The following is a 23006-nucleotide window of genomic DNA, read 5'->3' as shown; positions in this document are numbered from 1 at the left end:
TCAGCTCATCCAGTTGCCGCCGTCGACGTTCAACGTCTGGGCGACAATGTAATCGGCCTCGGAGGAGGCAAGGAAGACGGCGGCCCCGGTCATGTCCTCGGGGCGGCCCATGCGACCGTAAGGCACCGCCTCGCCGACCTCACGCTTCTTCTGGCCCTTCGGCTTGCCCTCGTACTTGGCAAAGAGAGCATCCACCGCGTCCCACATTGGCGTGTCCACGACTCCCGGAGCGATCCCGTTCACGTTGATCTTGTGCTTGATCAGGTCCAGCCCCGCCGACTGCGTCAGGCTGATGACGGCGGCCTTGGAGGCGCAATAGACCCCCACCAAGGCCTCACCCCGGCGGCCCGCCTGGCTGGCCATGTTGATGATCTTCCCGCCGCGTCCTTGCGCGATCATCACCTTCGCCACCGCCTGCAACGGAAACAGCGTCCCCGCGACGTTCACCGCAAAGACCTTGTCGTAACTCGCCCGAGTGATGTCCACGATGGGGGCCAGATCGAAGATGGCGGCGTTGTTCAGCAGGATGTCGATCCCCCCGCCCCACTCCGCCGCCGCCTTCACGCCCGCGTCGATCGAGGCCTGATCGGTCACGTCCATCGTGACCCCCATCGCCTTGTCGCCCAGCTTTGCCGCCGCGTCCTGAGCGCCACCCACATCGGCGATCACCACCCGCGCGCCTTCGCGCAAGTAGGCCTCGACGAACGCCAACCCGATCCCCCGTGCCCCGCCGGTCACAAGCGCCGTTTTCCCTGCAAGTCTCATATCGCCAGTCCATTCGTGTCAAAGCGGTGAATTTTCCCGGCCGGAGCCAGCCGGATGCGGTCGCCGTGGCGGGCGTGAACCTCACCCGGCGCGCGGACGGTCATCGTGCCAAGGCCTTCGACCGCGACCTTGAGGAAGCTGTCCGACCCCAGATGCTCCGACAGGCCCACGACCCCCTCCCAAGGGCCATCGCCCACGGTGATATGCTCGGGCCTTATGCCGATGGTGTGGGCGTTGTGCTTGGCGGCCTCGGCGCCTTCGATCAGATTCATCTTGGGGCTGCCGATGAAGCCCGCCACGAACAGGTTCCTGGGGTGGTTGTACAGCTCCAGCGGGGCGCCGACCTGCTCGATCCGGCCCGCGTTCAGGACGACGATCTTGTCGGCCATCGTCATCGCTTCGACCTGGTCGTGGGTGACGTAGATCATCGTGGTCTTGAGGCTTTGGTGAAGCTCGCTGATTTCCTGCCGCATCCCCACGCGCAACGCAGCGTCGAGGTTGGACAGGGGTTCGTCAAAAAGAAAGGCCGCCGGTTCGCGGACGATGGCCCGCCCGATGGCGACCCGCTGGCGCTGGCCGCCGGAAAGCTGGCCGGGGCGACGGTCGAGATAGTTCGACAGGTTCAGCACCTTGGCGGCCCGTTCAACCCGCTTGTCCTGCTCTTCGGGCGACATGCCTGCCATCTTCAACGGAAAGGCGATGTTCTTGCGCACCGTCATGTGCGGGTAAAGCGCGTAACTCTGGAACACCATCGCCAGACCGCGCTTGGCCGGCGGCAGGTTCGTCGCGTCCTTGCCGTCGATGTCGATCACGCCGCTGGTCGTATCCTCCAGCCCCGCGATAAGGCGCAACAGCGTGGATTTCCCGCAGCCGGACGGGCCGACAAAGACGACGAACTCGCCGTTTTCGATGGTCAGGTCGATGCCGGGGATGACGTCGACCTCGCCGAACGACTTCCGCACCTTGGTCAGTTGGATCTTGCCCATGTTACCTCACTTCACCGCGCCAAAGGTCAGGCCGCGGACGAGTTGCTTCTGGCTGAACCAGCCAAGGATCAGGATCGGCATGATCGCCATCGCCGATGCCGCCGAAAGTTTCGCGTAGAACAGACCCTGCGGCGCCGAGAAGCTGGCGATGAAGGCCGACAGGGGGGCCGCCTTGGTGGTCGTCAGGACGATGGTCCAGAACGCTTCGTTCCAGGCGAGGATGATGTTCAGAAGCATGGTGGACGCGATCCCGGGCAGCGCCATCGGGGTCAGGACATAGATGATCTCTCCCCACAGCGTGGCCCCGTCCATGCGGGAAGCCTCCAGGATTTCCCCAGGGATTTCCTTGAAGTAGGTGTAGAGCATCCAGATGATGATCGGCAGGTTCATCAGCATCAGCGCGATGACGAGGCCGACCTTGGTGTCGATCAGGCCCAGCCGCTGGAACAGAAGATACAGCGGGATCATCACCGCCACGGCGGGCATCATCTTGGTGGACAGCATCCACATCAGAAGGTCCTTGGTCTTTTTCCCCGGCACGAAAGCCATCGCCCAGGCGGCGGGAATGGCGATCAGCAGGCCCAGAAGGGTGGAGCCGACAGAGATGACGACCGAGTTCCAGAAGAACCGCGGGTAATCCGACCGCGACCAGACCTCGGCGTAGTTCTCCAGCGTCCAGTCGGCTGACAGGAACTGGGGCGGCATGGCGACGGCGCTGGCTTCGGTCTTGAAGCTGGTCAGGATCATCCAGAGGACCGGGAAGAAGATCAGCAGCGCCACGAACCAGGCGGCGGCGGTGGTGATCCACATGCGGCGGGGGGAAAGGGCGCGGGCCATCGTCAGTTCTCCAGGTTCCGGCCAAGGCCGCGCATCAGGAAATAGGCCACGATGTTCGCCAGGATCACCGCGATGATCCCGCCCGCCGCCGCGCGCCCGATGTCCTTGGCGGCGATGGCCTGCTTGAAGATCATGTAGGGAAGCGTCGTGGAGGCCGACCCCGGCCCGCCCTGGGTGGTGGTGAAGATCTCGCCGAAGATGCCCAGAAGGAAGATCGTCTGGATCAGGATGACCACGGTGATCGCCCGCGTCATGTGCGGCAGGATGATATAGCGGAAGCGCGCGAAGGGGCTGGCGCCATCCATCTCGGCCGCCTCAAGCTGTTCCGATGACAAGGATTGCAGCGCTGTCAGCAGGATCAGCGTGGCGAAGGGCAGCCATTCCCAGCTGACGATGCCGATGATCGACCACATCGGGTACTGCTCCAGAAACAGGATCGGCTGGTACCCCAGGGCGCGCGAAACGGCGGAGAACAACCCGTTCTGCGGGTGCATGAACAGGTTTTCCCAGATCGAGGCGGCCACGGGGGGCATGACGAAGAACGGCGCAATGACCAGGATGCGCAGGAAGCCTTGCCCCTTGATCGGCTGGTCGATGAGAAGCGCGATCAGAGTCCCCAGGACCACGGTGATGAACAGCACCCCACCGACCAGCGCCAGGGTGTTGAACATGGCCAGCCAGAAATCGGGCGAGTTGAAGAACCACAGGTAGTTGTTGACCCCGACCCAGCCCGTCCGGTCCGGCGACAGAAGCCGGTAGAACCGGAAGGAATAGTACAGCGTCATCGCCAAGGGCACGATCATCCAGATCAACAGCAGGACGACCGAAGGCGCGACCATTGCTCGGGCGGCAAGACGGCTGGAATGCGTGGACATGGGGCAGTCTCCCGAAGCGCGGATGACGACAGGGTGCGGCCAGGAACGGTGGCCACGCAAGCAACTCGTACGGGTTTTCGGTTTGGAAGGGTCGGCTTGCAGGCAACGCGGCCCGCAAGCCGAAGGTGATCCCGGGGGCTGGGGAGGCACCCCCCGGGATCGGGCTTTACTGGATGTAGCCGGCGGCTTTCATCTCGTCGGCAACAGCGGTCTGAGCTTCGGCCAGCGCCTCGTCAGCGGTCTTCGACCCGGCCAAAGCTGCCGAGAAGATTTCGCCAACCGTGGTCGCCACGCCCGCAAACTCGGGGATCGCGACGAACTGGACGCCGACGTAAGGCACCGGCTGCACGGACGGGGCGGTCGGGTCAGCCGAGTTGATGCTGTCCAGCGTCATCTTGGCGAACGGAACCTTGGCGTATTCCTCGTTGGCGTACAGCGAGGTCCGCGTGCCCGGAGGAACGTTCGCCCAGCCTTCCTTGGACGCGACAAGCGCCAGGTAGTCCTTGTTGGTCGCCCAGTTCACGAAGGTCTTGGCCGCGTCCTTGGCATCCGACGATGCCGGGATCGCCAGCGACCAAGCCCAAAGCCAGTTGCCCCGCTTGCCCAGACCATTGTCGGGGGCCAGAGCGAAACCGACCTTGTCGGCCACGGTCGAATCCTTGCCGGTCACGAACGACGCCGCAACCGTGGCGTCGATCCACATGCCGCACTTGCCCTGGTTGAACAGCGTCAGGTTCTCGTTGAAGCCGTTGTTCGACGCACCCGGAGGACCATAGTTGTTCATCAGGTTCAGGTAGAAGTCCAAGGTGGCCTTCCACTCCGGGCTGTCGAACTGCGGGTTCCAGGCCTCATCGAACCAGCGCGCGCCGAACGAGTTCGACATCGCGGTCAGGAAGGCCATGTTCTCGCCCCAGCCGGCCTTGCCACGCAGGCAGACGCCATAGATGCCGGCGTCCTTGTTGGTCATCGCGGCCGCGGCCTTCTCGATGTCCGCCCAGGTCGGCGCGTCGGGCATCGCCATCCCGGCGGCTTCCATCAGGTCCTTGCGGTACATCACCATCGACGATTCACCGTAGAAGGGCGACGCGAAAAGGTTGCCGTCCACCGTCAGACCGCCGCGGATCGCGGGCAGAAGGTCGTCCACGTCATAGTCGGCGGGCAGGTCGTTCAGGCTTTCGAGCCACCCCTGCTTGCCCCAGATCGGAACCTCGTAGGTGCCGATGGTGATCACGTCATACTGACCGCCGCCGGTGGCGATGTCGGTCGTCACGTTCTGGCGCAGGACGTTTTCTTCCAGGGTCACCCACTCGACCTTGATGTCGGGGTGCTTGGCATAGAAGTCGTCCATCAGGCCCTGCATGCGGACCATGTCGCCATTGTTCACGGTTGCGACGGTAATAGTCGTCTCGGCCGAGGCCACGCCCGCAAGCGCGACAAGGGCCGTTGCACCCATAAGGGCGCGAAGCGTCTTGGTCATGTAATCCTCCCTGGATCAGCGTATGAGCAAATCATCGCCTACTGGGTAAATGCTCACAACTAGCCCAGAGTCGTCAAGCCCCCTCTTCCGCCGCACCTGCACGGTTCAGGGGCGGGCCAGCAGCGCCTTTGCGCTGGTCTCGTCGGTCACGAGCCCATTGATGATTCGGGATTTTATCGCCGCGTGGATCGCCGGAACCTTGGATGCACCCGCAGCAATACCGATCGAGGGGCGATCCAGCCCTTGCGAAACCCGCACCCCTCCCGTCCTGCGGTTGGTCCCAAGGTCCAGGTAGCGGCCCTCCGAATCGAAGACCCAACCCGCGACCTCGCCCGCCGCCCCCGCCGCCTGCATCTCGTCCAGTTCGTCGCGGCTGACGAAACCATCGGCCAGCAGCGGCGCGTCGTTCGACATCTGGCCGACGCCCACAAAGACCACATCCGCCTTCTGCGCCAGTTCCACCACCTTCTGCACCGGGCCGAGCCGATGGAAGGCCGCGTTCTCTTCGGGCGTGGGGCTGATCACCGGCACCGGCATCGGGTAATGCGGCGCGCGGACCTTGTCGGCGATCCGCATCACCACGTCGAAGAAGCTGGCCGAGCCGTCCGGGGCGATGTTCCCGATCAGGCTGACCAGGCGATGCTGCGGCGCCTCCATCTCGACCATCGCGTCGACCATCCCCCGCATCGCGCGGCCGGTTCCCAGCGCGACGACCAAAGGCTCCGGCATCCGCAGGAACCGCTCCAGCTCAGCCGCAGCCGCCGGGGCCAGCGCCCGCACTGGGTCGGCCCCCGCCCCCAGTCCAGGGGCCACCCGCACCCGGTCCAGACCGAAGCGGTCGCGCAAGGCGGCCTCAAGGTCCAGGCAGGCGCCAATCCGGTGGTTCAGCCGGACGTGGATCAGTCCTTCCGCCATCGCCCGACTGACCAGACGCTGCGCCCGCTGGCGGCTGACCCCCAGCTCGGCGGCGATCTGGTCCTGAGTCATCCCGGCGACGTAGTACAGCCAACCCGCCCGGGCCGCCTCGTCCTGCAATGTGGGTTCGACGCTCATGCCGGCTGCCTGATCAGACTGGGCGCAATCTGGAAGAAGTCGGCAAAGCTGACAAGCCTGCGGTGCGGGCGGGCGTCTTCGGGTTCCTCGGGGGTCTGCGGTCCAAGATGGCTGCCGCCGACAAAACGCCAGACGGTCATCCCCGCCGCCAGCCCGGCGCGGAGGCCGGTGAGGCTGTCCTCGATCACCAGGGTGCGGTCCGGTCGCGCGCCCATACGGTCGGCGGCGTAAAGGAACAGATCGGGCGCAGGTTTGCCTCGTGCGACCAGAGTCGAGGTGAAGACACGGTCGCCGACCAGTTCAGTCAGCCCTACGAGATTCAGTGACATCTCCACCCGCCGAGGCGAGGAGGACGTCGCCACACAGAATGGAACACCGATGGTTTCCAGAACCTCGCGGACATGCGGGACGATGGTCAGCTCTTGCTGGAAGGCCGCCAGCAACGCCTCACGGTACTGCGCTTCGAAGTCGGGCGGCAGGTCCAGCCCGAATTCCCGCCGGATCGTCTCCATCACCACGGGATAGCTGCGCCCCAGGAAGTGGCGTTCGACGTAAGCCAGGTCGATGGTCAGGCCCAGACGGGCCAGCTCGGTCACCAGCATCCGGGCACTGATGATCTCGCTGTCGATCAGCACGCCGTCGCAGTCGAAGATGACAAGGTCGAAGTCGCTCATGCGCTTAGGCGTAGCGCAAGCCGTGGGCTAAAGGTAGCCCGTTGAGCGGAAGCTCAATTCACGGCTTTTGCCGATGATCAGGTGGTCATGCAGGGTCAGGCCCAAGGCTTCGCAGGCGTCCTTGACCTGATGCGTCATCGACAGGTCGGCATCGGACGGCGTGGGGTCGCCCGAGGGGTGGTTGTGGACCAGAATCAGCGCGCTGGCGTTCAGCTCCAGCGCGCGCTTGACGATCTCGCGCGGGTAGACGGGGACATGATCGACGGTGCCTTTGGCCTGTTCCTCATCGGCGATCAGCACGTTCTTGCGGTCGAGGTATAGGACGCGGAACTGTTCCGTCTCGCGGTGGGCCATCGTGGTGTGGCAGTAGTCGAGCAGCGCGTCCCACGAGGACAGGATCGGCTTCTGGATCACCCGCGCCCGCATCATCCGTTGTGCGGCGGCTTCGACCAGCTTCAGTTCCAGCACCACGGCGGGACCTGCGCCCTTGACCATCTGCAAGCGGGCGGGGGAGGCGGTGATGACCCGGTTGAAATCGCCGAACGTGTCGAGGAGGAGCCTTGCCAGCGGCTTCACGTCCTGCCGCGGGATCGCGCGGAAGAGGACGAGTTCAAGAAGTTCGTAGTCTGGTAGAGCTGTGCCCCCGCCTTGCAGGAAGCGGTCTCGCAGGCGCTGGCGGTGGTCGGCTATGTAAGAGGGCAAGCGCCCGGTCAACGCCTGCGGTTCGGCCTCATCGGCGTCCCCCGCAGGCGCGACCAGGGGTAGAAAGGGTTCGTGGAACGACTGGACCATGCGGGAAAGTCTGCCGCGTCATGGTTGAGAAACGGTTAACGGCGCAGCGCAAGAGTAGGGTGGGCGATATCGCCCACCCTACGCATGTACTAGCCTTTCATCCCGTCCCAAAAGCCCTTGACCTTGCTGAAAAAGCTGGAGCTTTCGGGGTTGTTCTCCTCGCTCAGCTTCTCGAACTCCTTCAGCAGGTCGCGCTGGCGCGAGGTCAGATTGACCGGGGTCTCCACCGCCAATTCGATCACCATGTCGCCGGTGTTCGAGGACCGCAACGCCGGCATCCCCTTCATCCGAAGCCGCATCTGCTTGCCCGACTGCGCCCCGGCCGGGACCTTGACCCTGGCCTTGCCGCCATCGATCGTCGGCACCTCGATCTCGCCACCCAGCGCAGCTGTCGGCATTGACACGGGCACACGGCAAAAGAGATGCACCCCATCGCGCTGGAACAAGGCGTGCTCTTTCACCTCGATGAAGATGTAAAGGTCGCCATTCGGCCCGCCGCGCAGGCCCGCCTCGCCCTCACCGGCAAGACGAATCCGCGTGCCGGTTTCCACCCCTTGCGGGATGTTGACGGACAGCTGCTTTTCGCGCTGCATCCGGCCCTGGCCGCCGCAGGTCTTGCACGGGTTCTTGATGATCTGGCCCATGCCGTTGCACTGGTGGCAGGTCCGTTCGATCGTGAAGAAACCCTGCTGCGCCCGGACCTTGCCCATACCGTTGCAGGTCGGGCAGGTGACAGGCTCGGCCCCGCCTTCCGCGCCGGACCCGTGACAGGTGTCGCAGGTGACGGACGTGGGCACCGAGATCGTCTTCTGGATGCCCGCATAGGCCTCTTCCAGCGAGATCCGCATGTTGTAGCGCAGGTCCGAGCCGCGCTGGGCGCGAGACCGCCCGCCGCCGCCTCCGCCGCCACCGCGGCCCATGAAATCGCCGAACAGGTCCTCGAACACGTCCGAGAACGCCGACGCGAAATCGCCCTGCTGGCCGCCATAGGCCCCCGGACGCGGACCCCCGCCCATGCCGTTTTCAAACGCGGCATGGCCGAAGCGGTCATAGGCCGCCTTCTTCTGTTCGTCCTTCAGAACCTCGTAAGCCTCGTTCACTTCCTTGAACTGGGCCTCGGCCTGCGGATTGTCGGCGTTGCGGTCGGGGTGCAGCTCTTTCGCCTTCGTCCGGTAAGCCTTCTTCAGCTCTTCGGCCGACGCGCCCTTCTTTGCCCCAAGGACCTCGTAATAATCGCGCTTTGCCACGGCAAAACCCCCATAGGGAACCGAGGAGGGGCGGTCCGTTGCCAGACCGCCCCCTTCCCGTGTTCCTGCGGCTTACTTCCGCTTGTTGTTGCCCAGGTCCTCGAAGTCGGCGTCGACGATATCATCGTCATCCACCGGCCGCGGGTCATCCTCGGACGCGCTGCCTTCGGTCTGGCTGGCCTTGTAGATCGCCTCGCCCAGCTTCATCGCAGCTTCCGTCAGGTTCTGGATGCCGCTCTTGATCTTGCCGGGATCTTCGCCTTTCAGCGCATCCTCCAGCGGACCCATCGCCAGCTCGATCGCCTCGACGGTGGAAGGATCGACCTTGTCGCCATGCTCGGCCAGCGACTTCCTGGTCGAGTGCAGCAGGCTTTCGCCCTGGTTCTTCGTCTCGACCAGCTCACGACGTTCCTTGTCGGCTTCGGCGTTCGCCTCGGCGTCCTTGATCATCTGTTCGATGTCCGCATCCGACAGACCACCCGAGGCCTGGATGGTGATCGCCTGTTCCTTGTTGGTGCCCTTGTCCTTGGCTTTCACCGACACGATGCCGTTGGCGTCAATGTCGAAGGTCACCTCGATCTGCGGCACGCCACGCGGGGCGGGCGGGATCTGTTCCAGGTTGAACTGGCCCAGCATCTTGTTGTCGGCGGCCATTTCCCGCTCGCCCTGGAACACGCGGATCGTCACCGCGTTCTGATTGTCCTCGGCGGTCGAGAAGACCTGAGACTTCTTGGTCGGGATCGTCGTGTTGCGGTCGATCAGGCGGGTGAAGACGCCACCCAGCGTTTCGATCCCCAAGCTGAGGGGCGTCACGTCCAGAAGCACAACGTCCTTGACGTCGCCCTGCAGAACGCCGGCCTGAATGGCCGCGCCCAAGGCTACGACTTCATCGGGGTTCACGCCCTTGTGGGGTTCCTTGCCGAAGTACTTGGTCACTTCCTCGATCACGCGCGGCATGCGGGTCATACCGCCGACCAGCACGACCTCGTCGATGTCGTCCTTGGACACACCGGCATCCTTCAGCGCGGCGATGCAGGGCTTGATCGACTTCTTGATCAGGTCCTCGACCAGGCTTTCCAGCTTGGACCGGGTCAGCTTGACGACCAGGTGCAGGGGCTGCCCGGTGTTCTTGTCCATGCTGATGAACGGCTGGTTGATCTCGGTCTGCTGGGACGACGACAGCTCGATCTTGGCCTTTTCCGAGGCTTCCTTCAGACGCTGCAGCGCCATCTTGTCCAGGGTCAGGTCGACGCCATGCTCTTTCTTGAACTCATCGGCCAGGTACTGGACGATGCGCATGTCGAAGTCTTCGCCGCCAAGGAAGGTGTCGCCGTTGGTCGACTTCACCTCGAACAACCCGTCGTCGATTTCCAGGATGGTGATGTCGAAGGTGCCGCCGCCAAGGTCATAGACCGCGATGGTGCGCGATTCCTTCTTGTCCAGACCATAGGCCAGTGCGGCCGCCGTGGGCTCGTTGATGATGCGCAGCACTTCAAGACCGGCGATCTTGCCGGCATCCTTGGTGGCCTGACGCTGGGCGTCGTTGAAATAGGCGGGCACCGTGATCACAGCCTGGGTGACGGTCTCGCCCAGGTACGACTCGGCGGTTTCTTTCATCTTCTGCAGGATGAACGCGCTGACCTGGCTGGGCGAATACTTCTCGCCACGGACCTGGACCCAGGCGTCGCCGTTCCCGCCATCGACGATGTTGTACGGGACAAGCTTCTTGTCCTTTTCCACCTCGGCGTCGCCCAGGCGGCGGCCGATCAGGCGCTTCACCGCGAAGACGGTGTTCGCCGGGTTGGTCACGGCCTGGCGCTTGGCGGGCTGGCCGACCAGGCGTTCGCTTTCCGTGAAGCCGACGATCGAAGGCGTCGTGCGCGCGCCTTCCGAGTTCTCGATGACCCGAGGCTGCGAACCATCCATGATGGCAACGCAAGAGTTCGTGGTCCCGAGGTCAATACCGATGACTTTAGCCATGTGTGTATCCCTTTACTTCAGGCGATGTTCCGGCAAGGACCCTTGAGAAGGAGGCATCCCCGCCCTGGATAGGTGTCAGGTCTGGCGGCCTGGCACCCGTGTGAGGCGTATATAGGCAGGCGGTTTCGGGCCTGCAACTCTTGCCGCGCGGGCAGAGCAGTGAATCTTCGTCGGTGATGCGGAAAATCCGGGCACTTCGATGCGGCCTCAGGGCTGGGCCAGAAGACAGCAGCCCGACAAGCGGCCGCCGCCTGCCGGTCCGGTGCGGAAGATGTCGACGGCGATCCCGTAGCTGCGGTCCGACATGCCATCGGAACACTCGGCCCCGGCAAGAACGGCGATGCCGTCTGACAGACCGATCGCCGCTGACTGCGCCCAGGGCTGGGCAGGCCAGCGGCCTGAGATCTTTTCAGCGGCGGGCGCCTGGTCGTCCGGCGTCATGAACCGCGTCTCGCCGCGCTGGGGATCGATCTCAAGCGACCAGAAGGGTTCGGTTCCAAAGCAGGCAAGCGGGGTCTGCAATGCGTTCCAGTCCGGCCCTGGCTCGCGCCTCAGAAAGCGTAGCGCGGCATAGCCCGAGCCTTCGGCGCTGTTGACCACCGCCCAGGTGCCCGATGTTGCGATCACCTCGACCCCCGTCGCATTGGGGGCAAGGCTGCCGATGATTGGTGCACCGGCATCGGGTCGGGCGCGGATGTTCAGCACGTCGTCGGCGGAGACGCCGGTGACAGCATAAAGCGCGGGAAACTCCTCGGCTTTCAGGGGGAGCGTCAGGAAAAGACACAGGAACAGAAACCGGATCATCGCCGCTTGTTCCAACTGGCCGAGGCATGTTGCCGGGTGAAGAATTCCGCCATCAGGCCGATCATCATGCAGACCAGCGCATAATAGATGGCATAGTGATAGTCGGTATAACGCGGCGTGTAGTTCAGGAAGACGAACCCGCGCGCCTGGTCGATGGTATGAAACAGCGGGTTCCAGTCGAACCAGTTGCGGCGGTTGGTCGCCAGGTTGTTGGCCAGCACCATCTTGCCCGAGGCGATCACGTTGGCCCGCGTGTAAAGCGTGACAAGGATGCCCACCAGTTCGGGCTGCCAGGGCTTCGCCGACAGGAACACCATCCCGATCCCGATCCCGGTAAACCAGGACAACAGGAACATTCCCAGCATCCCCACCGGCTGGTCGATGGTGATCGGGTTCCAAAGCGCGTGGTAGACGAACAGGATCACTGCCGCTGACAGCGTCTGCTGGTAAAGCGAGCCCAAGGCCGCCCCCATGATCGAGATGATCGGGTTCATCGGCGCGTGCATCATCATCTGCGAGGTCGGCCCGTCGGCATGCGACACCGCCCCGATGGCTTTGACGTGGGTCATGAACATGAAGACGCCCGACATCACATACAGCATGAAGTCGCCGCGCACCGCGATGCGGCGCATGCCGAACAGGCTCATCATGAAGAACATGATCAGCAGCATGATCAGCGCCTGCATGATCGACATCACCAGGCCAAGCACCGCATTGTTGTGCGTCTTGCGCAGGTTGCGCACGCCGACATGATAGATCAGCTCCAGGGTTTCGAACCCCAGGCCGATCCATGAACGCTCTTGCGGCTTGTGTCGGAACATGCAGCCCAGACTCCTTCCGGCGGCATCTTGCATCAGCAAATCTTGCCGTTCCGTTGACGACGCAGGATAAGGGCCGCAAAACCGCTAATCAATCGCCGCAGGAGAGATGATGGATTTTGCCAAGGCAGTGCCGCTTTTCCGCCGACTGGCGCTGGAAGCAGGCGAGCGTATCCTGCAGGTCTATCACGGCCCCGACTTCGAGGTCCGCGCCAAGGGCGACGCCTCGCCGGTGACCGAGGCGGACGAGGCCGCCGATGCCGTGATCTCGGCCGGCCTGCGCGCCGCGTTTCCCGAGGTGCCGCTGATCACCGAGGAACAGGCCGCCTCCCACGCCCTGACCGCCACCACCTTCTTCATCGTCGACCCCCTCGACGGCACCAAGGAGTTCGTCCAGCGCCGCGGCGACTTTACCGTCAACATTGCCTATGTCCGGGACGGCATCCCCACCCTGGGCGTCGTCTATGCCCCTGCCAAGGACCGCCTGTTCTACACCCTGCCTGACGGCACCGCGGTTGAGGAAACCGGCCCGTTCGGCCCAGAACCGGGCGCCCTGACGCCGCTGAAGGTCTCTACCCCCGACAACGCGGCCCTGATGGTCGTGGCCTCCAAGTCCCACCGCGACCAGGCGACCGACGATTACATCTCGCGCTATGCTGTCCGCGACATGACCTCGGCCGGGTCCAGCCTGAAGTTCTGCCTGGTCGCTACGGGAGAGGCCGACCTTTACCCCCGCCTTGGCCGGACGATGGAATGGGACACCGCCGCCGGTGATGCCGTCCTGCGCGGGGCAGGGGGCCATGTCGTGAGGTTCGACACCCACCAGCCCCTTGCCTACGGCAAGCCCGGCTGGGACAATCCGTTCTTCATCGCCTACGCGCCGGGAGTGGTGCTGAAATGACCACGCTCATAGCCATTCCCGCCCGCTATGCCAGCACGCGCTACCCCGGCAAGCCGCTGGTCACGCTGACCGGCCCGGACGGCCCCAAGACCCTGATCCGTCGCAGCTGGGAGGCCGCGATGGCCGTGCGTGGCGCGGACCGGGTCGTCGTGGCCACAGATGACGCCCGAATCGCCGACCACGCCTTGGCCTTCGGGGCCGAGGTGGTGACGACCTCGTCCGACGCCCGCAACGGCACCGAACGCTGCGCCGAGGTGGCCGCCAAGCTGCCGGGCTTCGACATCATCGTGAACCTGCAAGGCGACGCCCCGCTGACGCCCCCCTGGTTCGTCGAGGATCTGATCGCAGGCTTGAACGCCGACCTCCATGCCCAGATCGCAACACCGGTCCTGCGCTGCGATGGGCGGGCGCTGGCCAGCCTGCTGGCCGACCGCAAGGCTGGCCGGGTCGGCGGCACCACGGCGGTTTTCGATCGGAACCGCCACGGGCTGTATTTTTCCAAGGAAGTCATCCCCTTCACCGCAACTCCCTATGCGCCCGAGGCCCCGACTCCGGTCTTCCACCACGTCGGCGTCTACGCCTACCGCCCCGCCGCGCTTGCCGCCTATCCCGCCTGGCCGCTGGGCACGCTGGAGCAGCTGGAAGGCCTGGAACAGCTGCGCTTCCTGGAAAACGGCCACCCCGTCCTGTGCGTCGAAGTCCAGGCCCGCGGCCGCGAGTTCTGGGAGCTGAACAACCCGTCGGACGTCGCGATCATTGAACGGATGCTCGTCGCGGCAACCCCAGGTTGAAAACGCTGTCAGCCTGTCGGGACGTCGTCTTTTCGTCGTTTTTTGATGCGAAACCCGCAGCCATAGGGCAGGTTACAAATATTGCCGCGGGGCTGCCCGGATAAGGTCAGATTCGCCTGACAATGCTTTTGAGCCCGAACTATTGATCACGACCAGACAGGGTTAGGACGAGTCATGAAACCGAAGAAAATCACCAAAGCAGTCTTTCCGGTCGCGGGCCTGGGCACGCGCTTCCTGCCTGCGACCAAGTCGATCCCGAAAGAGATCATGACCCTCGTCGACCGGCCGCTGATCCAGTACGCCATCGACGAAGCCCGTGCGGCCGGAATCAAGGAATTCATATTCGTGACCTCGCGCGGGAAATCGGCGCTTGAGGACTACTTCGACCACGCGCCGGAACTGGAATCGGAACTCCGCCGCAAGAACAAGACCGATCTTCTGGATGTCCTGAAGGACACCAACATGGATTCGGGCGCCATCGCCTATGTCCGGCAGAACCGGCCGATGGGCCTGGGCCACGCTGTCTGGTGCGCCCGCCGCCTGATCGGGAACGAGCCTTTCGCGGTTCTTCTGCCCGACGACGTGATTGCCGCCGAAAAGCCCTGCCTGCAGCAGATGGTCGAGGCCCATGCCGAAACCGGCGGCTGCATGGTCGCGGCGATGGAAGTCGCGCCGAAGCGGACCTCCAGCTACGGTATCCTGGATATCGGCGAGGATGACGGTCAGATCGTCAAGGTCCGGGGCATGGTGGAAAAGCCCGCGCAGGGCAAAGCGCCGTCAAACCTGGCTGTCATTGGCCGCTATATCCTGACGCCGCAGGTGCTGACCAACCTGAACAAGATCAAGCAGGGTGCGGGCGGCGAGATTCAGCTGACCGACGCCATCGCGCAGGAAACCAAGAAGAAGGGCGGCGTCTACGGCCTGCGCTTCCGGGGCCAGCGTTATGACTGCGGCTCGAAGATCGGTTTCCTGCAGGCGACCGTCGCCTTCGGCCTGTCGCGGCCCGAGTTTGGCGAAGAATTCGCGGACTTCCTGCACGAGATGGTGGCGATGCAGAAGGCCGCGCAATAGGCTTGGGCAGCCCGGGCGAGACGCGCAGCTTTCCCCCGGGCCTGCCCCATGCCTGCCCGATCGGCACGCTTGACCCCCCGTTGACCGGGCTTGCCGGGGCGCTTCTGGCGTTCAAGCTGCGCACCCGCCGCCAGCGTCTGCTCTGGCGCGCCTGGCGCAAGCGGAGCGAGCTGCGCGCCCTTCAGGATCGCACCGTGCAGATCGCACCCCAGGACGTGCTCTGCTTTCTGTGCGTGCGGAACGAAGCCGCCCGCCTGCCGCATTTCCTGCGCCATCACCGGGCGCAAGGCGTGCGGCATTTCCTGGCCGTGGACAACGCCAGCACGGACGGCACAGCCAACCTGCTGCGCGACCAGCCTGATGTGTCGCTGTGGGCAACGGTGGCCAGCTACAAGGCCAGCCGCTTCGGGATGGACTGGCTGACCTGGCTGATGATGCAGTACGGCTCGGGCCATTGGTGCCTGACGCTGGATGCGGATGAGCTTCTGATCTACCCCTACTGGCAGACCCGACCCCTGCCTGCCCTGACCGGCTGGCTGGACACCCAGGGCCGCGACAGCTTTGGCGCGCTGACGGTGGACATGTATCCCGAAGGTCCGGTGTCCGAGGGGGACGTCGGCCCAGGGGACGACCCCACTGACCACCTTGGCTGGTTCGACACCGGGAACTATCAGGTGCAGGTCCAGCCCCGGATGCGCAACTTGTGGGTTCAGGGCGGGGCCCGGGCGCGGGCCTTCTTCGCCGTCGCCCCCCGCCGCGCGCCGACGCTGAACAAGACCCCCCTGGTCCGCTGGCACTGGCGCTATGCCTATGTGAACTCCACCCACGCGCTGCTGCCCCCAAGGCTGAACGAGGTTTACGCCACCGATGGGGGAGAGCTGACCTCAGGCATCCTCCTGCACACCAAATTCCTGCCCGGCATCACCGAACGTTCCGCGGAAGAGAAGGCCCGGGGCGAGCATTTCGGCAACGCTGGCCAATATGCTGCCTACTACGACCATCTGACCGCCAACCCGGTGTTGCATACGCGGGCATCCACCCGCTACACCGGCTGGCGACAGATGGAGGCTTTGGGCCTGATGTCGCGGGGCGGCTGGATATGACGGAACCACACTCCGGGCCGCGAGGCAGGCGATGGGCCTGACCACGCTTTTGCGGCTTCGGACGCGGCGCCAATATCTGCTGGTGCGCGCCTTCCGCCGCCGTCGCCAGCTGACCCCGGTCGCTGACCGCACTGCCAGCCTGCCTGCCCAGCCCATCCTTCTCTTCTCGACCGTTCGCAACGAACGCGTGCGGCTGCCGTATTTCCTGACCTACTACCGCCGTCTTGGCGTCGACCACTTCCTGATCGTCGACAACGGCTCGGACGACGGCACGCGCGAATACCTGGCCGACCAGCCCGACGTCTCCGTCTGGTCCGCGACCGCCGGCTACAAGCAGTCGCGCTTCGGCATGGACTGGATGATGCATCTTCTGCGCCGCCACGGGCATGGCCGCTGGTGCGTCACGGTCGACGTGGACGAATTCCTCGTCTACCCGTTCTGCGAAACCCGCCCCCTTGGCGCCCTGACCGACTGGCTGGACAGCGCCGAGGCCCCCAGCTTTGGCGCCATGATGCTGGACATGTACCCCAAGGGCGCGATGCACGAACAGCCCTACCGCGAGGGCCAGAACCCCTTCGAGATCGCCCAATACTTCGACAGCGGCAACTACGTCATCAGCCGCAATCCGCTGTATCGCAATCTCTGGATCCAGGGCGGCCCCCGCGCGCGCCTGTTCTTCACCGACCGCCCGAAACGCGCCCCTGCGATGAACAAGACCCCGCTGGTCAAATGGGACCGCTCTTACGCCTACGTCTCTTCGACCCACATGCTGCTGCCCCGGCGGCTGAACCTGGTCTACGACGACCAGGGCGGCGAGAAACCGTCCGGCGTCCTCCTCCACGCCAAGTTCCTGGACACCTTCGCTGCCAAGGCCGCCGAGGAACTGGCGCGCGGCGAACATTACGCCCAAAGCGCCGAATACCGCGCCTACCGCGAAGGGATCAGCCGCGAACGCGATCTCTGGTGCAATTGGAGCGAGAAGTATGTCAACTGGCGACAACTGGAGATCCTGGGCCTGATGTCGAAAGGAAACTGGGCGTGACCCCTCCTGACGTCAAAATGGGTGTCGTCATGCTGTGCCACGCCGCGCTGGACCGCGCTGCGCAACTGGCCCGGCACTGGTCCGATCACGGCTGCCCGGTGGTCATCCACGTCGACGCCCGCACGCCGCAAGCCCAGTTCGACGGCCTTCGCGCCGCGCTGCAGGACCTGCCCGACATCCGCTTCACCCCCCGCCTGCCCTGCGACTGGGGCACTTTCGGCATCGTCCAGGCCACCCAGGACGCTGCGACCCGGATGCTGGCGGACTTCCCCCAGGTCAGCCATGTCCTTCTGGCCTCGGGGTCTTGCCTGCCGATCAAGCCGGTCCGCGCCTTGCAGGCCCACCTTGCCCGGCACCCTGACACCGATTTCATCGAAAGCGTCACCACGGCGGATGTCGGCTGGACCATCGGCGGGCTGAACGAGGAACGCTTCACCCTGCGCTTCCCCTTCAAATGGAAAAGCCAGCGCCGCCTTTTTGACGGTTACGTCAGCCTGCAACGCTTGTTTCGGTTTCGCCGTCGCTTGCCGCAGGGGCTTGTCCCCCACCTTGGCAGCCAGTGGTGGTGCCTGACCCGCCCCACGCTGCAAGCGATCCTGCAACACAAGGACCGCGCCCGGATCGACCGCTACTTCAAGCGCATGTGGATACCCGACGAAAGCTATTTTCAAAGCCTGGTCCGCCAAGTTTCGACCCGCATCGAAAGCCGCTCGCTGACGCTGTCCAAGTTCGACTACCAGGGCCGGCCCTACATCTTCTACGACGACCACCTGCACCTGCTGCGTCAGGCCGACGCTTTCATTGCCCGCAAGGCCTGGCACCAGGCAGACCTCCTCTACCGCACCTTCCTTACCCCCGACGGGGACCGCGCCCACGCGACCGAACCCAGCCCCGGCAAGATCAACCGCCTCTTCGCCAAGGCGGTCGAGCGCCGCGTCAACGGCCGCCCGGGTCTTTACATGCAAAGCCGCTTCCCGATCCGCGCCCGTGGCGGCACGCAGTCCGCCGCGCCCTACGGCGTCTTCTGTGGCTTTGCCCCCCTGTTCCCCGACTTCCAGCCCTGGCTTGCCCGCGCGCTGGAGGCCCGGGTCCACGGCCATCTCTTCGCCTTCGACCGGGTGCAGTTCGCGGACGGCGAAACCGTCTTCAAGGGCGGCCTTTCGGACAGCCCTACCTTGCGCGACTACAACCCGCGCAGCTTCCTTGCGAACCTGATCTGGAACACCCGCGGCGAAACCCAGTGCTTCCAGTTCGGCCCCGGGGACGAGCAAGAGATCGCCCCCGTCATCGCCTCGGACCCCAACGCCTCGATCTTCCTGATCTCGGGTGCCTTCGCCATCCCGCTTTGGCAGTCCGGTCGCAGCGCCGCCGAAGTTCGCACCGAAGCTGCCCGCCTGCAGAAAGTCGAAAGCGACTTCATCCACCTCTTGAAGGGTCCCGAAACCAAGGCCCGCACCCGCATCTTGTCGCTGGCCGAGTTCATCGAGAACCCGGCCGAACCGCTGGAGCAGCTGGTCGATCTGCTGAACCCCCGCGGTGCCCACCGCATGACCGACCTGCCGCAGCTTTTGGACCTGCACGGCTTCGGCAGCTTCCTGCAGGACCTGCGCAATCAGGGCATGGCCCCGGTCCTGATGGGCGACTTCCCCTCGGACGCCGAGCTTGCGCTGCCCGCGCCCCCCTTCGCCCGGCCCCGCGTCGTCAGATGAGCCGCTTTCACTCTTTCGTCGTCTTCGCCGAAATGCGCACCGGGTCGAACCTGCTCGAGGCGAACCTGAACGCGCTGCCCGGCGTCCACAGCCACGGCGAGGTCTTCAACCGCTACATCCTGGGCAAGAAGGACCGGACCGAGCTTTTCGGCATCACGATGGAAGAGCGTGACCGCGACCCGCGCCCCCTGCTGCGCAAGCTGCGCGAAAACACCGAGGGCCTGCCCGGCTTCCGCTTTTTCCACGACCACGACCTGCGTATCCTGGATGACGTACTGCCCGATCCCGCTTGCGCCAAGATCATCCTGACCCGCAACCCCTTGGAAAGCTACGTGTCCTGGAAGATTGCCCAGGCCACCGACCAGTGGAAGCTGACCAACCCCAAGCGGCTGAAGACCGCCAAGGTCCGCTTCGACGTGCCGGAGTTTCTGAAGCACGTCCAGGACATCCAGGCCTTCCAGCTCCTGCTTCTGAATGCCTTGCAGACCACGGGGCAGACGGCCTTCTACCTGGATTACGACGACCTTGGATCACTGGACGTGATGAACGGCCTTGCCGCCTTCCTGGGCATCGAGGCGCGGCTGAAGTCGCTGGACGACACGCTGAAAAAGCAGAACCCTGGACCCCTGGAAGACAAACTGGAAAACCCCGAAGCACTGGCCGAGGCGATCGCGGCGGTAGATGTCTTCAACCTGGGAAGAACCCCCAGCTTCGAACCGCGCCGCGCCGCCGGGGTGCCCACCGCGCTGGCGTCCGAGGCGGGCCTTCTGTTCTTCCCGATCCGCTCTGGCCCCGACACCGCGATCCGCGACTGGTTCGCCCGCCTGGGCGATGTGACCGAGGGGTTCGAGCAGAAGTCGCTGCGCCAGTGGAAGCGCAAGCATGCGGGGCATCGCAGCTTCACGGTGCTTCGCCATCCGCTGCTCCGCGCCCATGTCGCCTTCCGCCGCAAGATCATGATGGGCGAAGCGCAGGACCTGCGCCGCATCCTGATCAACGGCTTCCTGGCCGAGTTGCAGCCGCCCGGTGAGCCTTTCGTCAGCGTCGAGGCCGAACGTGCCGCCTTCCGGATTTTCCTGACCTACTGCCGTCTTGCTGTCGGGGGTCAGACCGGGGCCCGTGTCGACCCCAGCCTGGCCAGCCAGACCGCGCTGGTGCAGGGCTTTGCCTGCTTTCAGCCGCTCGACCATCTGTTGCGAGAGGACAGCCTGGCGGAAGGCCTTGCCATTCTTGCGGCCGAGGGCGGCGTCACCCCTCTGGTCATCGCGCCCGATCCAGCCGAGGCGGAGTTGCTTTCCATCTGGGACGAAACGCTGGAAACCGCCGCCGCCGAGGCCTACCAGCGCGACTACATGGGCTTTGGCTTCGCCCGCTGGCGCAAGTGACGCCTCCTCGTTCGACTTCGTCTCCTCGTCGGAAGGCGGACGCCAGCGAGGAGTGACGAAGTCATCGACGAGCGGTTGGTCAAGCCGACCGGAATGCCCGCAACCAAGACAGTGATTTCATTGACTCCAGTACTCGCGCCACGCGTGGGCGTGTCAGGCCGCCTGCGGCGCGCGGCTTTCTGTCAGGATCGCGTACAGCTTCGCCGGGTCCGAGTTCGCCCGCAGCTTGGTCACCACCGACGGGTCGCGCATGGTTCGGCTGACCAGGGCCAGCGCCTTCAGATGATCCACGCCGGAATCCTTGGGGGCGAAAAGGCCGAAGACCAGGTCCACCGGCTGCCGGTCGACGCTGTCATAGTCCAAGGGCTTTTCCAGCCGCAGGAAGACCCCGATGATGCCCTTCAGGTCTTCCAGCCGGGCATGGGGCAGGGCGATGCCATGCCCCACGCCGGTCGGTCCCAGCGACTCGCGTTCCTGCAGCCCGTCGATGGCCGCCGCCCCGCTCAGGCCGTAAGCCTGCGCCGCGATCTCGCCCAGCTCCTGAAACAGCCGCTTCTTTGAGGTGAACTGCCCGACAACCCGAACGGCGCCTGGCACAAGTAGCTTGGATAGTTCCATGAGGGGGCGTTGTTCCTGCGCCAGTCCGGGCGCGTTACTTTGCGTTTCGAGGATCGATCCAGCCGATGTTCCCGTCCTCCCGACGGTACACGACATTCACGCCCCCATGTCCTTCGTTCCTGAACACCAGCATCTTCTGCCCCGCCAGTTCCATCTGCATCACGGCCTCGCCCACGGTGATCGAAGGAATCTTCGTCTCCATCTCGGCGATGACCACGGGCTGCAGGCTGTCGGGCTCAGCTTCCTCGGCGTCCTCGGTTCCGGCGAGGATATACGAGGACGCCCCGCCGAATTCAACAGGCCCCGGACGGTTGGAGTGGTGGTTGCGGATCCGCCGCTTGTAGCGCCGCAGCTGCTTGTCCAGCTTTTCGCGGCAGGACTCGAAAGCCGCGTAGATTTCCGAGGCATGGCCCTTGGCCTGTGCGGTCAGGCCGGTGGACAGATGGATCACCGCCTCGCAGACGAATTCATGCGCAACCCGCGAGAAAACCACGATACATTCGGTCGGGCGCTGGGCGTACTTCTCGACCACCTCGCCCATTTCCGCCTTCACATGGGTCTGAAGAGCCTCACCGACGTCGATCTGTTTCCCACTGATCTGATAGCGCATGACCTCTCCTTTCACATGCATTCCAGTGCGAGCCGGGTCATCCCGGTCGCACCGATCCCCTACACAAGAGATGGAAGAAACGTTGCGTCACGCAAGGACCGCCGACTGAAGACTTCGCGGCGGGACGGGTCAAACCAGAGGCAAATGACGCACGCATTGCGGGTATTTGGCGCAGCCCCGCCCCCGGTTGTCAACCGAATCGATGCGATGGTTCAGACGATGCGGAAGTTCTCGCCCAGGTAGACGCGGCGCACGGTTTCGTCGCGCACGACCTCGTCTGTCGTCCCGCTCATCAGGACCTTGCCATCGTGCAGGATATAGGCGCGATCCACGATCTCCAGCGTCTCACGCACATTGTGGTCGGTGATCAGGACCCCGATGCCGCGGCTTTTCAGGTCATGCACCAGGTGGCGAATTTCCCCCACTGCGATGGGATCGACCCCCGCGAAGGGTTCGTCCAGCAACAGATACTTTGGGTCCGCCGCCAGGCACCGCGCGATCTCGACCCGCCTGCGTTCACCGCCCGACAGCGCCAGGGCGGGCGTCCGCCGCAGGTGGGTGATCGAGAATTCGGACAGCAACTCTTCCAGCCGCTCGCGTCGCTTGTGGCGGTCAGGCTGCACGATCTCCAGCACGGCCAGGATGTTGTCTTCAACGGACAAGCCCCTGAAAATGCTGACTTCCTGCGGCAGATAGCCGATCCCCAGCCGCGCGCGGCGGTACATCGGCAGCGCGGTCACATCCTTGCCGTCAATCAGCACCTGCCCGCCCTCGGGCATCACGAGGCCAGCGATGGAATAAAAGCACGTCGTCTTGCCCGATCCGTTCGGGCCCAGCAAAGCCACCACTTCGCCGCGGTGCAGGTCCATGCTGACGTCGCGGATCACCGGCCGCTTCTTGTAGCTTTTGCGCAAGCTGCGGATCTGCAACCCCGCCTGGCCATCGGTCACTGTCAGCTCTGGTCGCGCCATCAGTCGCCCGCCGGCTGGAAGGTCGTGGTCACGCGCCCCTCCATCACCCCGGTCCCGTCCTTGAGGTTGATCGACAGCTTCTGCCCCGCCATCGCCGATCCCCCTTGCGTCAGCAGCACATCCCCAGACAGCACGATCACCCCGCTGTCGATGGTATAGACCGCTTCCTGCGCCTCGGCCGCGTCGCCAAGGTTTGTGACCGTCACCCCGCCCGAGGCGATCAGGCTTTCGATATCGCTTTGCGTGGTCCCGTAGGTGACCTTCACTTCGCCCGCGGCAAGCTTCATCTCGCCTTGCGTGACGACGACGTTGCCGCTGAAGACCGCAGTCCCGTCGGCGTTGTTCACCGCGAGCTGGTCGGCCGCCACCTGAACCGGCAGCGTTGTGTCCTGGTTCAGCTCGCCAAAGGCGATCTTCTGCTGTGCTTCGGCAACCTGCGCTGTCAGCGCCAGGGTCAGGACCAGATAACCAAACCGGAATGCCATGCGTCGAACCTC

23 protein-coding genes are annotated in these 23006 nt (G+C 64.5%); 7 read left to right on the top strand and 16 right to left on the bottom strand.

Annotation, left to right across the window (positions count from 1 at the left end; genetic code table 11):
* The 12 genes from U1E69_RS12930 to U1E69_RS12875 all read right to left on the bottom strand — a co-directional run bounded on the left by U1E69_RS12930 (window position 1) and on the right by U1E69_RS12875 (window position 12311).
* A complete protein-coding gene (locus U1E69_RS12930) occupies window positions 1-765 on the bottom strand; it encodes an L-iditol 2-dehydrogenase (protein WP_322244779.1) in 765 nt (254 codons plus the stop codon).
* Window positions 762-1751: an ABC transporter ATP-binding protein gene (locus U1E69_RS12925; protein WP_322244778.1), complete on the bottom strand. Its 990-nt coding sequence runs from the start codon at window positions 1749-1751 to the stop codon at window positions 762-764. Before U1E69_RS12925 ends, U1E69_RS12930 begins: the two co-directional genes overlap by 4 nt.
* 6 nt (window positions 1752-1757) lie before the next feature.
* A complete protein-coding gene (locus tag U1E69_RS12920; protein WP_322244777.1) occupies window positions 1758-2588 on the bottom strand; it encodes a carbohydrate ABC transporter permease in 831 nt (276 codons plus the stop codon).
* Window positions 2589-2590: 2 nt separating this feature from the next.
* Complete coding sequence (locus U1E69_RS12915; protein WP_322244776.1) at window positions 2591-3463, bottom strand: sugar ABC transporter permease; 873 nt, start codon at window positions 3461-3463, stop codon at window positions 2591-2593.
* Between the two features lie 166 nt (window positions 3464-3629).
* On the bottom strand, window positions 3630-4940 hold the full coding sequence (locus tag U1E69_RS12910) for a sugar ABC transporter substrate-binding protein (RefSeq protein ID WP_322244775.1): 1311 nt from the start codon (window positions 4938-4940) through the stop codon (window positions 3630-3632).
* A gap of 105 nt (window positions 4941-5045) precedes the next feature.
* Window positions 5046-5993: a sugar-binding transcriptional regulator gene (locus U1E69_RS12905; protein WP_322244774.1), complete on the bottom strand. Its 948-nt coding sequence runs from the start codon at window positions 5991-5993 to the stop codon at window positions 5046-5048.
* Complete coding sequence (locus tag U1E69_RS12900) at window positions 5990-6667, bottom strand: HAD family hydrolase (protein WP_322244773.1); 678 nt, start codon at window positions 6665-6667, stop codon at window positions 5990-5992. Before U1E69_RS12900 ends, U1E69_RS12905 begins: the two co-directional genes overlap by 4 nt.
* Before the next feature lie 27 nt (window positions 6668-6694).
* On the bottom strand, window positions 6695-7459 hold the full coding sequence (radC, locus tag U1E69_RS12895) for a RadC family protein (protein ID WP_322244772.1): 765 nt from the start codon (window positions 7457-7459) through the stop codon (window positions 6695-6697).
* A gap of 89 nt (window positions 7460-7548) precedes the next feature.
* On the bottom strand, window positions 7549-8706 hold the full coding sequence (gene dnaJ, locus U1E69_RS12890) for a molecular chaperone DnaJ (RefSeq protein ID WP_322244771.1): 1158 nt from the start codon (window positions 8704-8706) through the stop codon (window positions 7549-7551).
* A 72-nt stretch (window positions 8707-8778) separates the two neighbouring features.
* Window positions 8779-10686 (bottom strand): molecular chaperone DnaK, encoded by a 1908-nt coding sequence (gene dnaK, locus U1E69_RS12885; RefSeq protein ID WP_322244770.1) that lies wholly within the window; start codon window positions 10684-10686, stop codon window positions 8779-8781.
* A gap of 207 nt (window positions 10687-10893) precedes the next feature.
* Entirely contained in the window at window positions 10894-11490 is a 597-nt protein-coding gene (locus tag U1E69_RS12880; RefSeq protein ID WP_322244769.1) for a COG3650 family protein, read from the bottom strand.
* Window positions 11487-12311: an ABC transporter permease gene (locus U1E69_RS12875; protein WP_322244768.1), complete on the bottom strand. Its 825-nt coding sequence runs from the start codon at window positions 12309-12311 to the stop codon at window positions 11487-11489. The genes U1E69_RS12880 and U1E69_RS12875 overlap by 4 nt, the downstream gene beginning before the upstream one ends.
* A gap of 109 nt (window positions 12312-12420) precedes the next feature.
* Here U1E69_RS12875 and cysQ point away from each other — a divergent pair, with 109 nt between their 5' ends.
* The 7 genes from cysQ (at window position 12421) to U1E69_RS12840 (ending at window position 20310) form a co-directional block, all read left to right on the top strand.
* Window positions 12421-13209 carry a 3'(2'),5'-bisphosphate nucleotidase CysQ gene (gene cysQ, locus U1E69_RS12870; protein WP_322244767.1) on the top strand — a complete coding sequence of 263 codons (789 nt, stop codon included), beginning with the start codon at window positions 12421-12423 and terminating at the stop codon, window positions 13207-13209.
* A complete protein-coding gene (locus U1E69_RS12865; protein WP_322244766.1) occupies window positions 13206-14000 on the top strand; it encodes a manno-octulosonate cytidylyltransferase in 795 nt (264 codons plus the stop codon). Before cysQ ends, U1E69_RS12865 begins: the two co-directional genes overlap by 4 nt.
* A 174-nt stretch (window positions 14001-14174) precedes the next feature.
* The gene (gene galU, locus U1E69_RS12860; RefSeq protein WP_322244765.1) at window positions 14175-15071 is read left to right on the top strand and encodes a UTP--glucose-1-phosphate uridylyltransferase GalU; all 897 of its coding nucleotides are present in this window, start codon (window positions 14175-14177) and stop codon (window positions 15069-15071) included.
* 80 nt (window positions 15072-15151) lie between these two features.
* A complete protein-coding gene (locus U1E69_RS12855) occupies window positions 15152-16174 on the top strand; it encodes a glycosyltransferase family 2 protein (RefSeq protein WP_322244764.1) in 1023 nt (340 codons plus the stop codon).
* A gap of 31 nt (window positions 16175-16205) precedes the next feature.
* Entirely contained in the window at window positions 16206-17216 is a 1011-nt protein-coding gene (locus U1E69_RS12850) for a glycosyltransferase family 2 protein (RefSeq protein ID WP_322244763.1), read from the top strand.
* A 29-nt stretch (window positions 17217-17245) separates the two neighbouring features.
* A complete protein-coding gene (locus U1E69_RS12845; RefSeq protein WP_322244834.1) occupies window positions 17246-18925 on the top strand; it encodes a beta-1,6-N-acetylglucosaminyltransferase in 1680 nt (559 codons plus the stop codon).
* Window positions 18922-20310, top strand: coding sequence for a nodulation protein NodH (locus tag U1E69_RS12840; RefSeq protein ID WP_322244762.1), 1389 nt, complete (start codon window positions 18922-18924; stop codon window positions 20308-20310). Before U1E69_RS12845 ends, U1E69_RS12840 begins: the two co-directional genes overlap by 4 nt.
* A gap of 153 nt (window positions 20311-20463) precedes the next feature.
* Here U1E69_RS12840 and U1E69_RS12835 read toward each other — a convergent pair whose 3' ends face one another.
* The 4 genes from U1E69_RS12835 to U1E69_RS12820 form a co-directional block, all read right to left on the bottom strand.
* On the bottom strand, window positions 20464-20928 hold the full coding sequence (locus U1E69_RS12835; protein WP_322244761.1) for a PTS sugar transporter subunit IIA: 465 nt from the start codon (window positions 20926-20928) through the stop codon (window positions 20464-20466).
* Between the two features lie 34 nt (window positions 20929-20962).
* Complete coding sequence (hpf, locus tag U1E69_RS12830) at window positions 20963-21538, bottom strand: ribosome hibernation-promoting factor, HPF/YfiA family (RefSeq protein WP_322244760.1); 576 nt, start codon at window positions 21536-21538, stop codon at window positions 20963-20965.
* A gap of 212 nt (window positions 21539-21750) precedes the next feature.
* A complete protein-coding gene (gene lptB, locus U1E69_RS12825; RefSeq protein WP_322244759.1) occupies window positions 21751-22509 on the bottom strand; it encodes an LPS export ABC transporter ATP-binding protein in 759 nt (252 codons plus the stop codon).
* Window positions 22509-22994, bottom strand: a complete 486-nt coding sequence (locus U1E69_RS12820; RefSeq protein WP_322244758.1) for an LptA/OstA family protein — start codon at window positions 22992-22994, stop codon at window positions 22509-22511. The genes lptB and U1E69_RS12820 overlap by 1 nt, the downstream gene beginning before the upstream one ends.
* Window positions 22995-23006: the final 12 nt, after the last annotated feature.

Origin of the sequence: Tabrizicola sp. (assembly GCF_034366665.1) — a bacterium.
Classification (GTDB): domain Bacteria; phylum Pseudomonadota; class Alphaproteobacteria; order Rhodobacterales; family Rhodobacteraceae; genus Tabrizicola.
Note: the sequence above shows the minus strand (reverse complement) of the source record. Positions and strands in the feature narration are given on the sequence as shown.

Bases quoted from the DNA above. Each gene is read 5' to 3' on its own strand.
- U1E69_RS12930 (WP_322244779.1), bottom strand. From the start codon at position 765: ATGAGACTTGCAGGGAAAACGGCGCTTGTGACCGGCGGGGCACGGGGG.
- U1E69_RS12925 (WP_322244778.1), bottom strand. From the start codon at position 1,751: ATGGGCAAGATCCAACTGACCAAGGTGCGGAAGTCGTTCGGCGAGGTC.
- U1E69_RS12920 (WP_322244777.1), bottom strand. From the start codon at position 2,588: ATGGCCCGCGCCCTTTCCCCCCGCCGCATGTGGATCACCACCGCCGCC.
- U1E69_RS12915 (WP_322244776.1), bottom strand. From the start codon at position 3,463: ATGTCCACGCATTCCAGCCGTCTTGCCGCCCGAGCAATGGTCGCGCCT.
- U1E69_RS12910 (WP_322244775.1), bottom strand. From the start codon at position 4,940: ATGACCAAGACGCTTCGCGCCCTTATGGGTGCAACGGCCCTTGTCGCG.
- U1E69_RS12905 (WP_322244774.1), bottom strand. From the start codon at position 5,993: ATGAGCGTCGAACCCACATTGCAGGACGAGGCGGCCCGGGCGGGTTGG.
- U1E69_RS12900 (WP_322244773.1), bottom strand. From the start codon at position 6,667: ATGAGCGACTTCGACCTTGTCATCTTCGACTGCGACGGCGTGCTGATC.
- radC (WP_322244772.1), bottom strand. From the start codon at position 7,459: ATGGTCCAGTCGTTCCACGAACCCTTTCTACCCCTGGTCGCGCCTGCG.
- dnaK (WP_322244770.1), bottom strand. From the start codon at position 10,686: ATGGCTAAAGTCATCGGTATTGACCTCGGGACCACGAACTCTTGCGTT.
- U1E69_RS12880 (WP_322244769.1), bottom strand. From the start codon at position 11,490: ATGATCCGGTTTCTGTTCCTGTGTCTTTTCCTGACGCTCCCCCTGAAA.
- U1E69_RS12875 (WP_322244768.1), bottom strand. From the start codon at position 12,311: ATGTTCCGACACAAGCCGCAAGAGCGTTCATGGATCGGCCTGGGGTTC.
- cysQ (WP_322244767.1), top strand. From the start codon at position 12,421: ATGGATTTTGCCAAGGCAGTGCCGCTTTTCCGCCGACTGGCGCTGGAA.
- U1E69_RS12865 (WP_322244766.1), top strand. From the start codon at position 13,206: ATGACCACGCTCATAGCCATTCCCGCCCGCTATGCCAGCACGCGCTAC.
- galU (WP_322244765.1), top strand. From the start codon at position 14,175: ATGAAACCGAAGAAAATCACCAAAGCAGTCTTTCCGGTCGCGGGCCTG.
- U1E69_RS12850 (WP_322244763.1), top strand. From the start codon at position 16,206: ATGGGCCTGACCACGCTTTTGCGGCTTCGGACGCGGCGCCAATATCTG.
- U1E69_RS12845 (WP_322244834.1), top strand. From the start codon at position 17,246: ATGCTGTGCCACGCCGCGCTGGACCGCGCTGCGCAACTGGCCCGGCAC.
- U1E69_RS12840 (WP_322244762.1), top strand. From the start codon at position 18,922: ATGAGCCGCTTTCACTCTTTCGTCGTCTTCGCCGAAATGCGCACCGGG.
- U1E69_RS12835 (WP_322244761.1), bottom strand. From the start codon at position 20,928: ATGGAACTATCCAAGCTACTTGTGCCAGGCGCCGTTCGGGTTGTCGGG.
- hpf (WP_322244760.1), bottom strand. From the start codon at position 21,538: ATGCGCTATCAGATCAGTGGGAAACAGATCGACGTCGGTGAGGCTCTT.
- lptB (WP_322244759.1), bottom strand. From the start codon at position 22,509: ATGGCGCGACCAGAGCTGACAGTGACCGATGGCCAGGCGGGGTTGCAG.
- U1E69_RS12820 (WP_322244758.1), bottom strand. From the start codon at position 22,994: ATGGCATTCCGGTTTGGTTATCTGGTCCTGACCCTGGCGCTGACAGCG.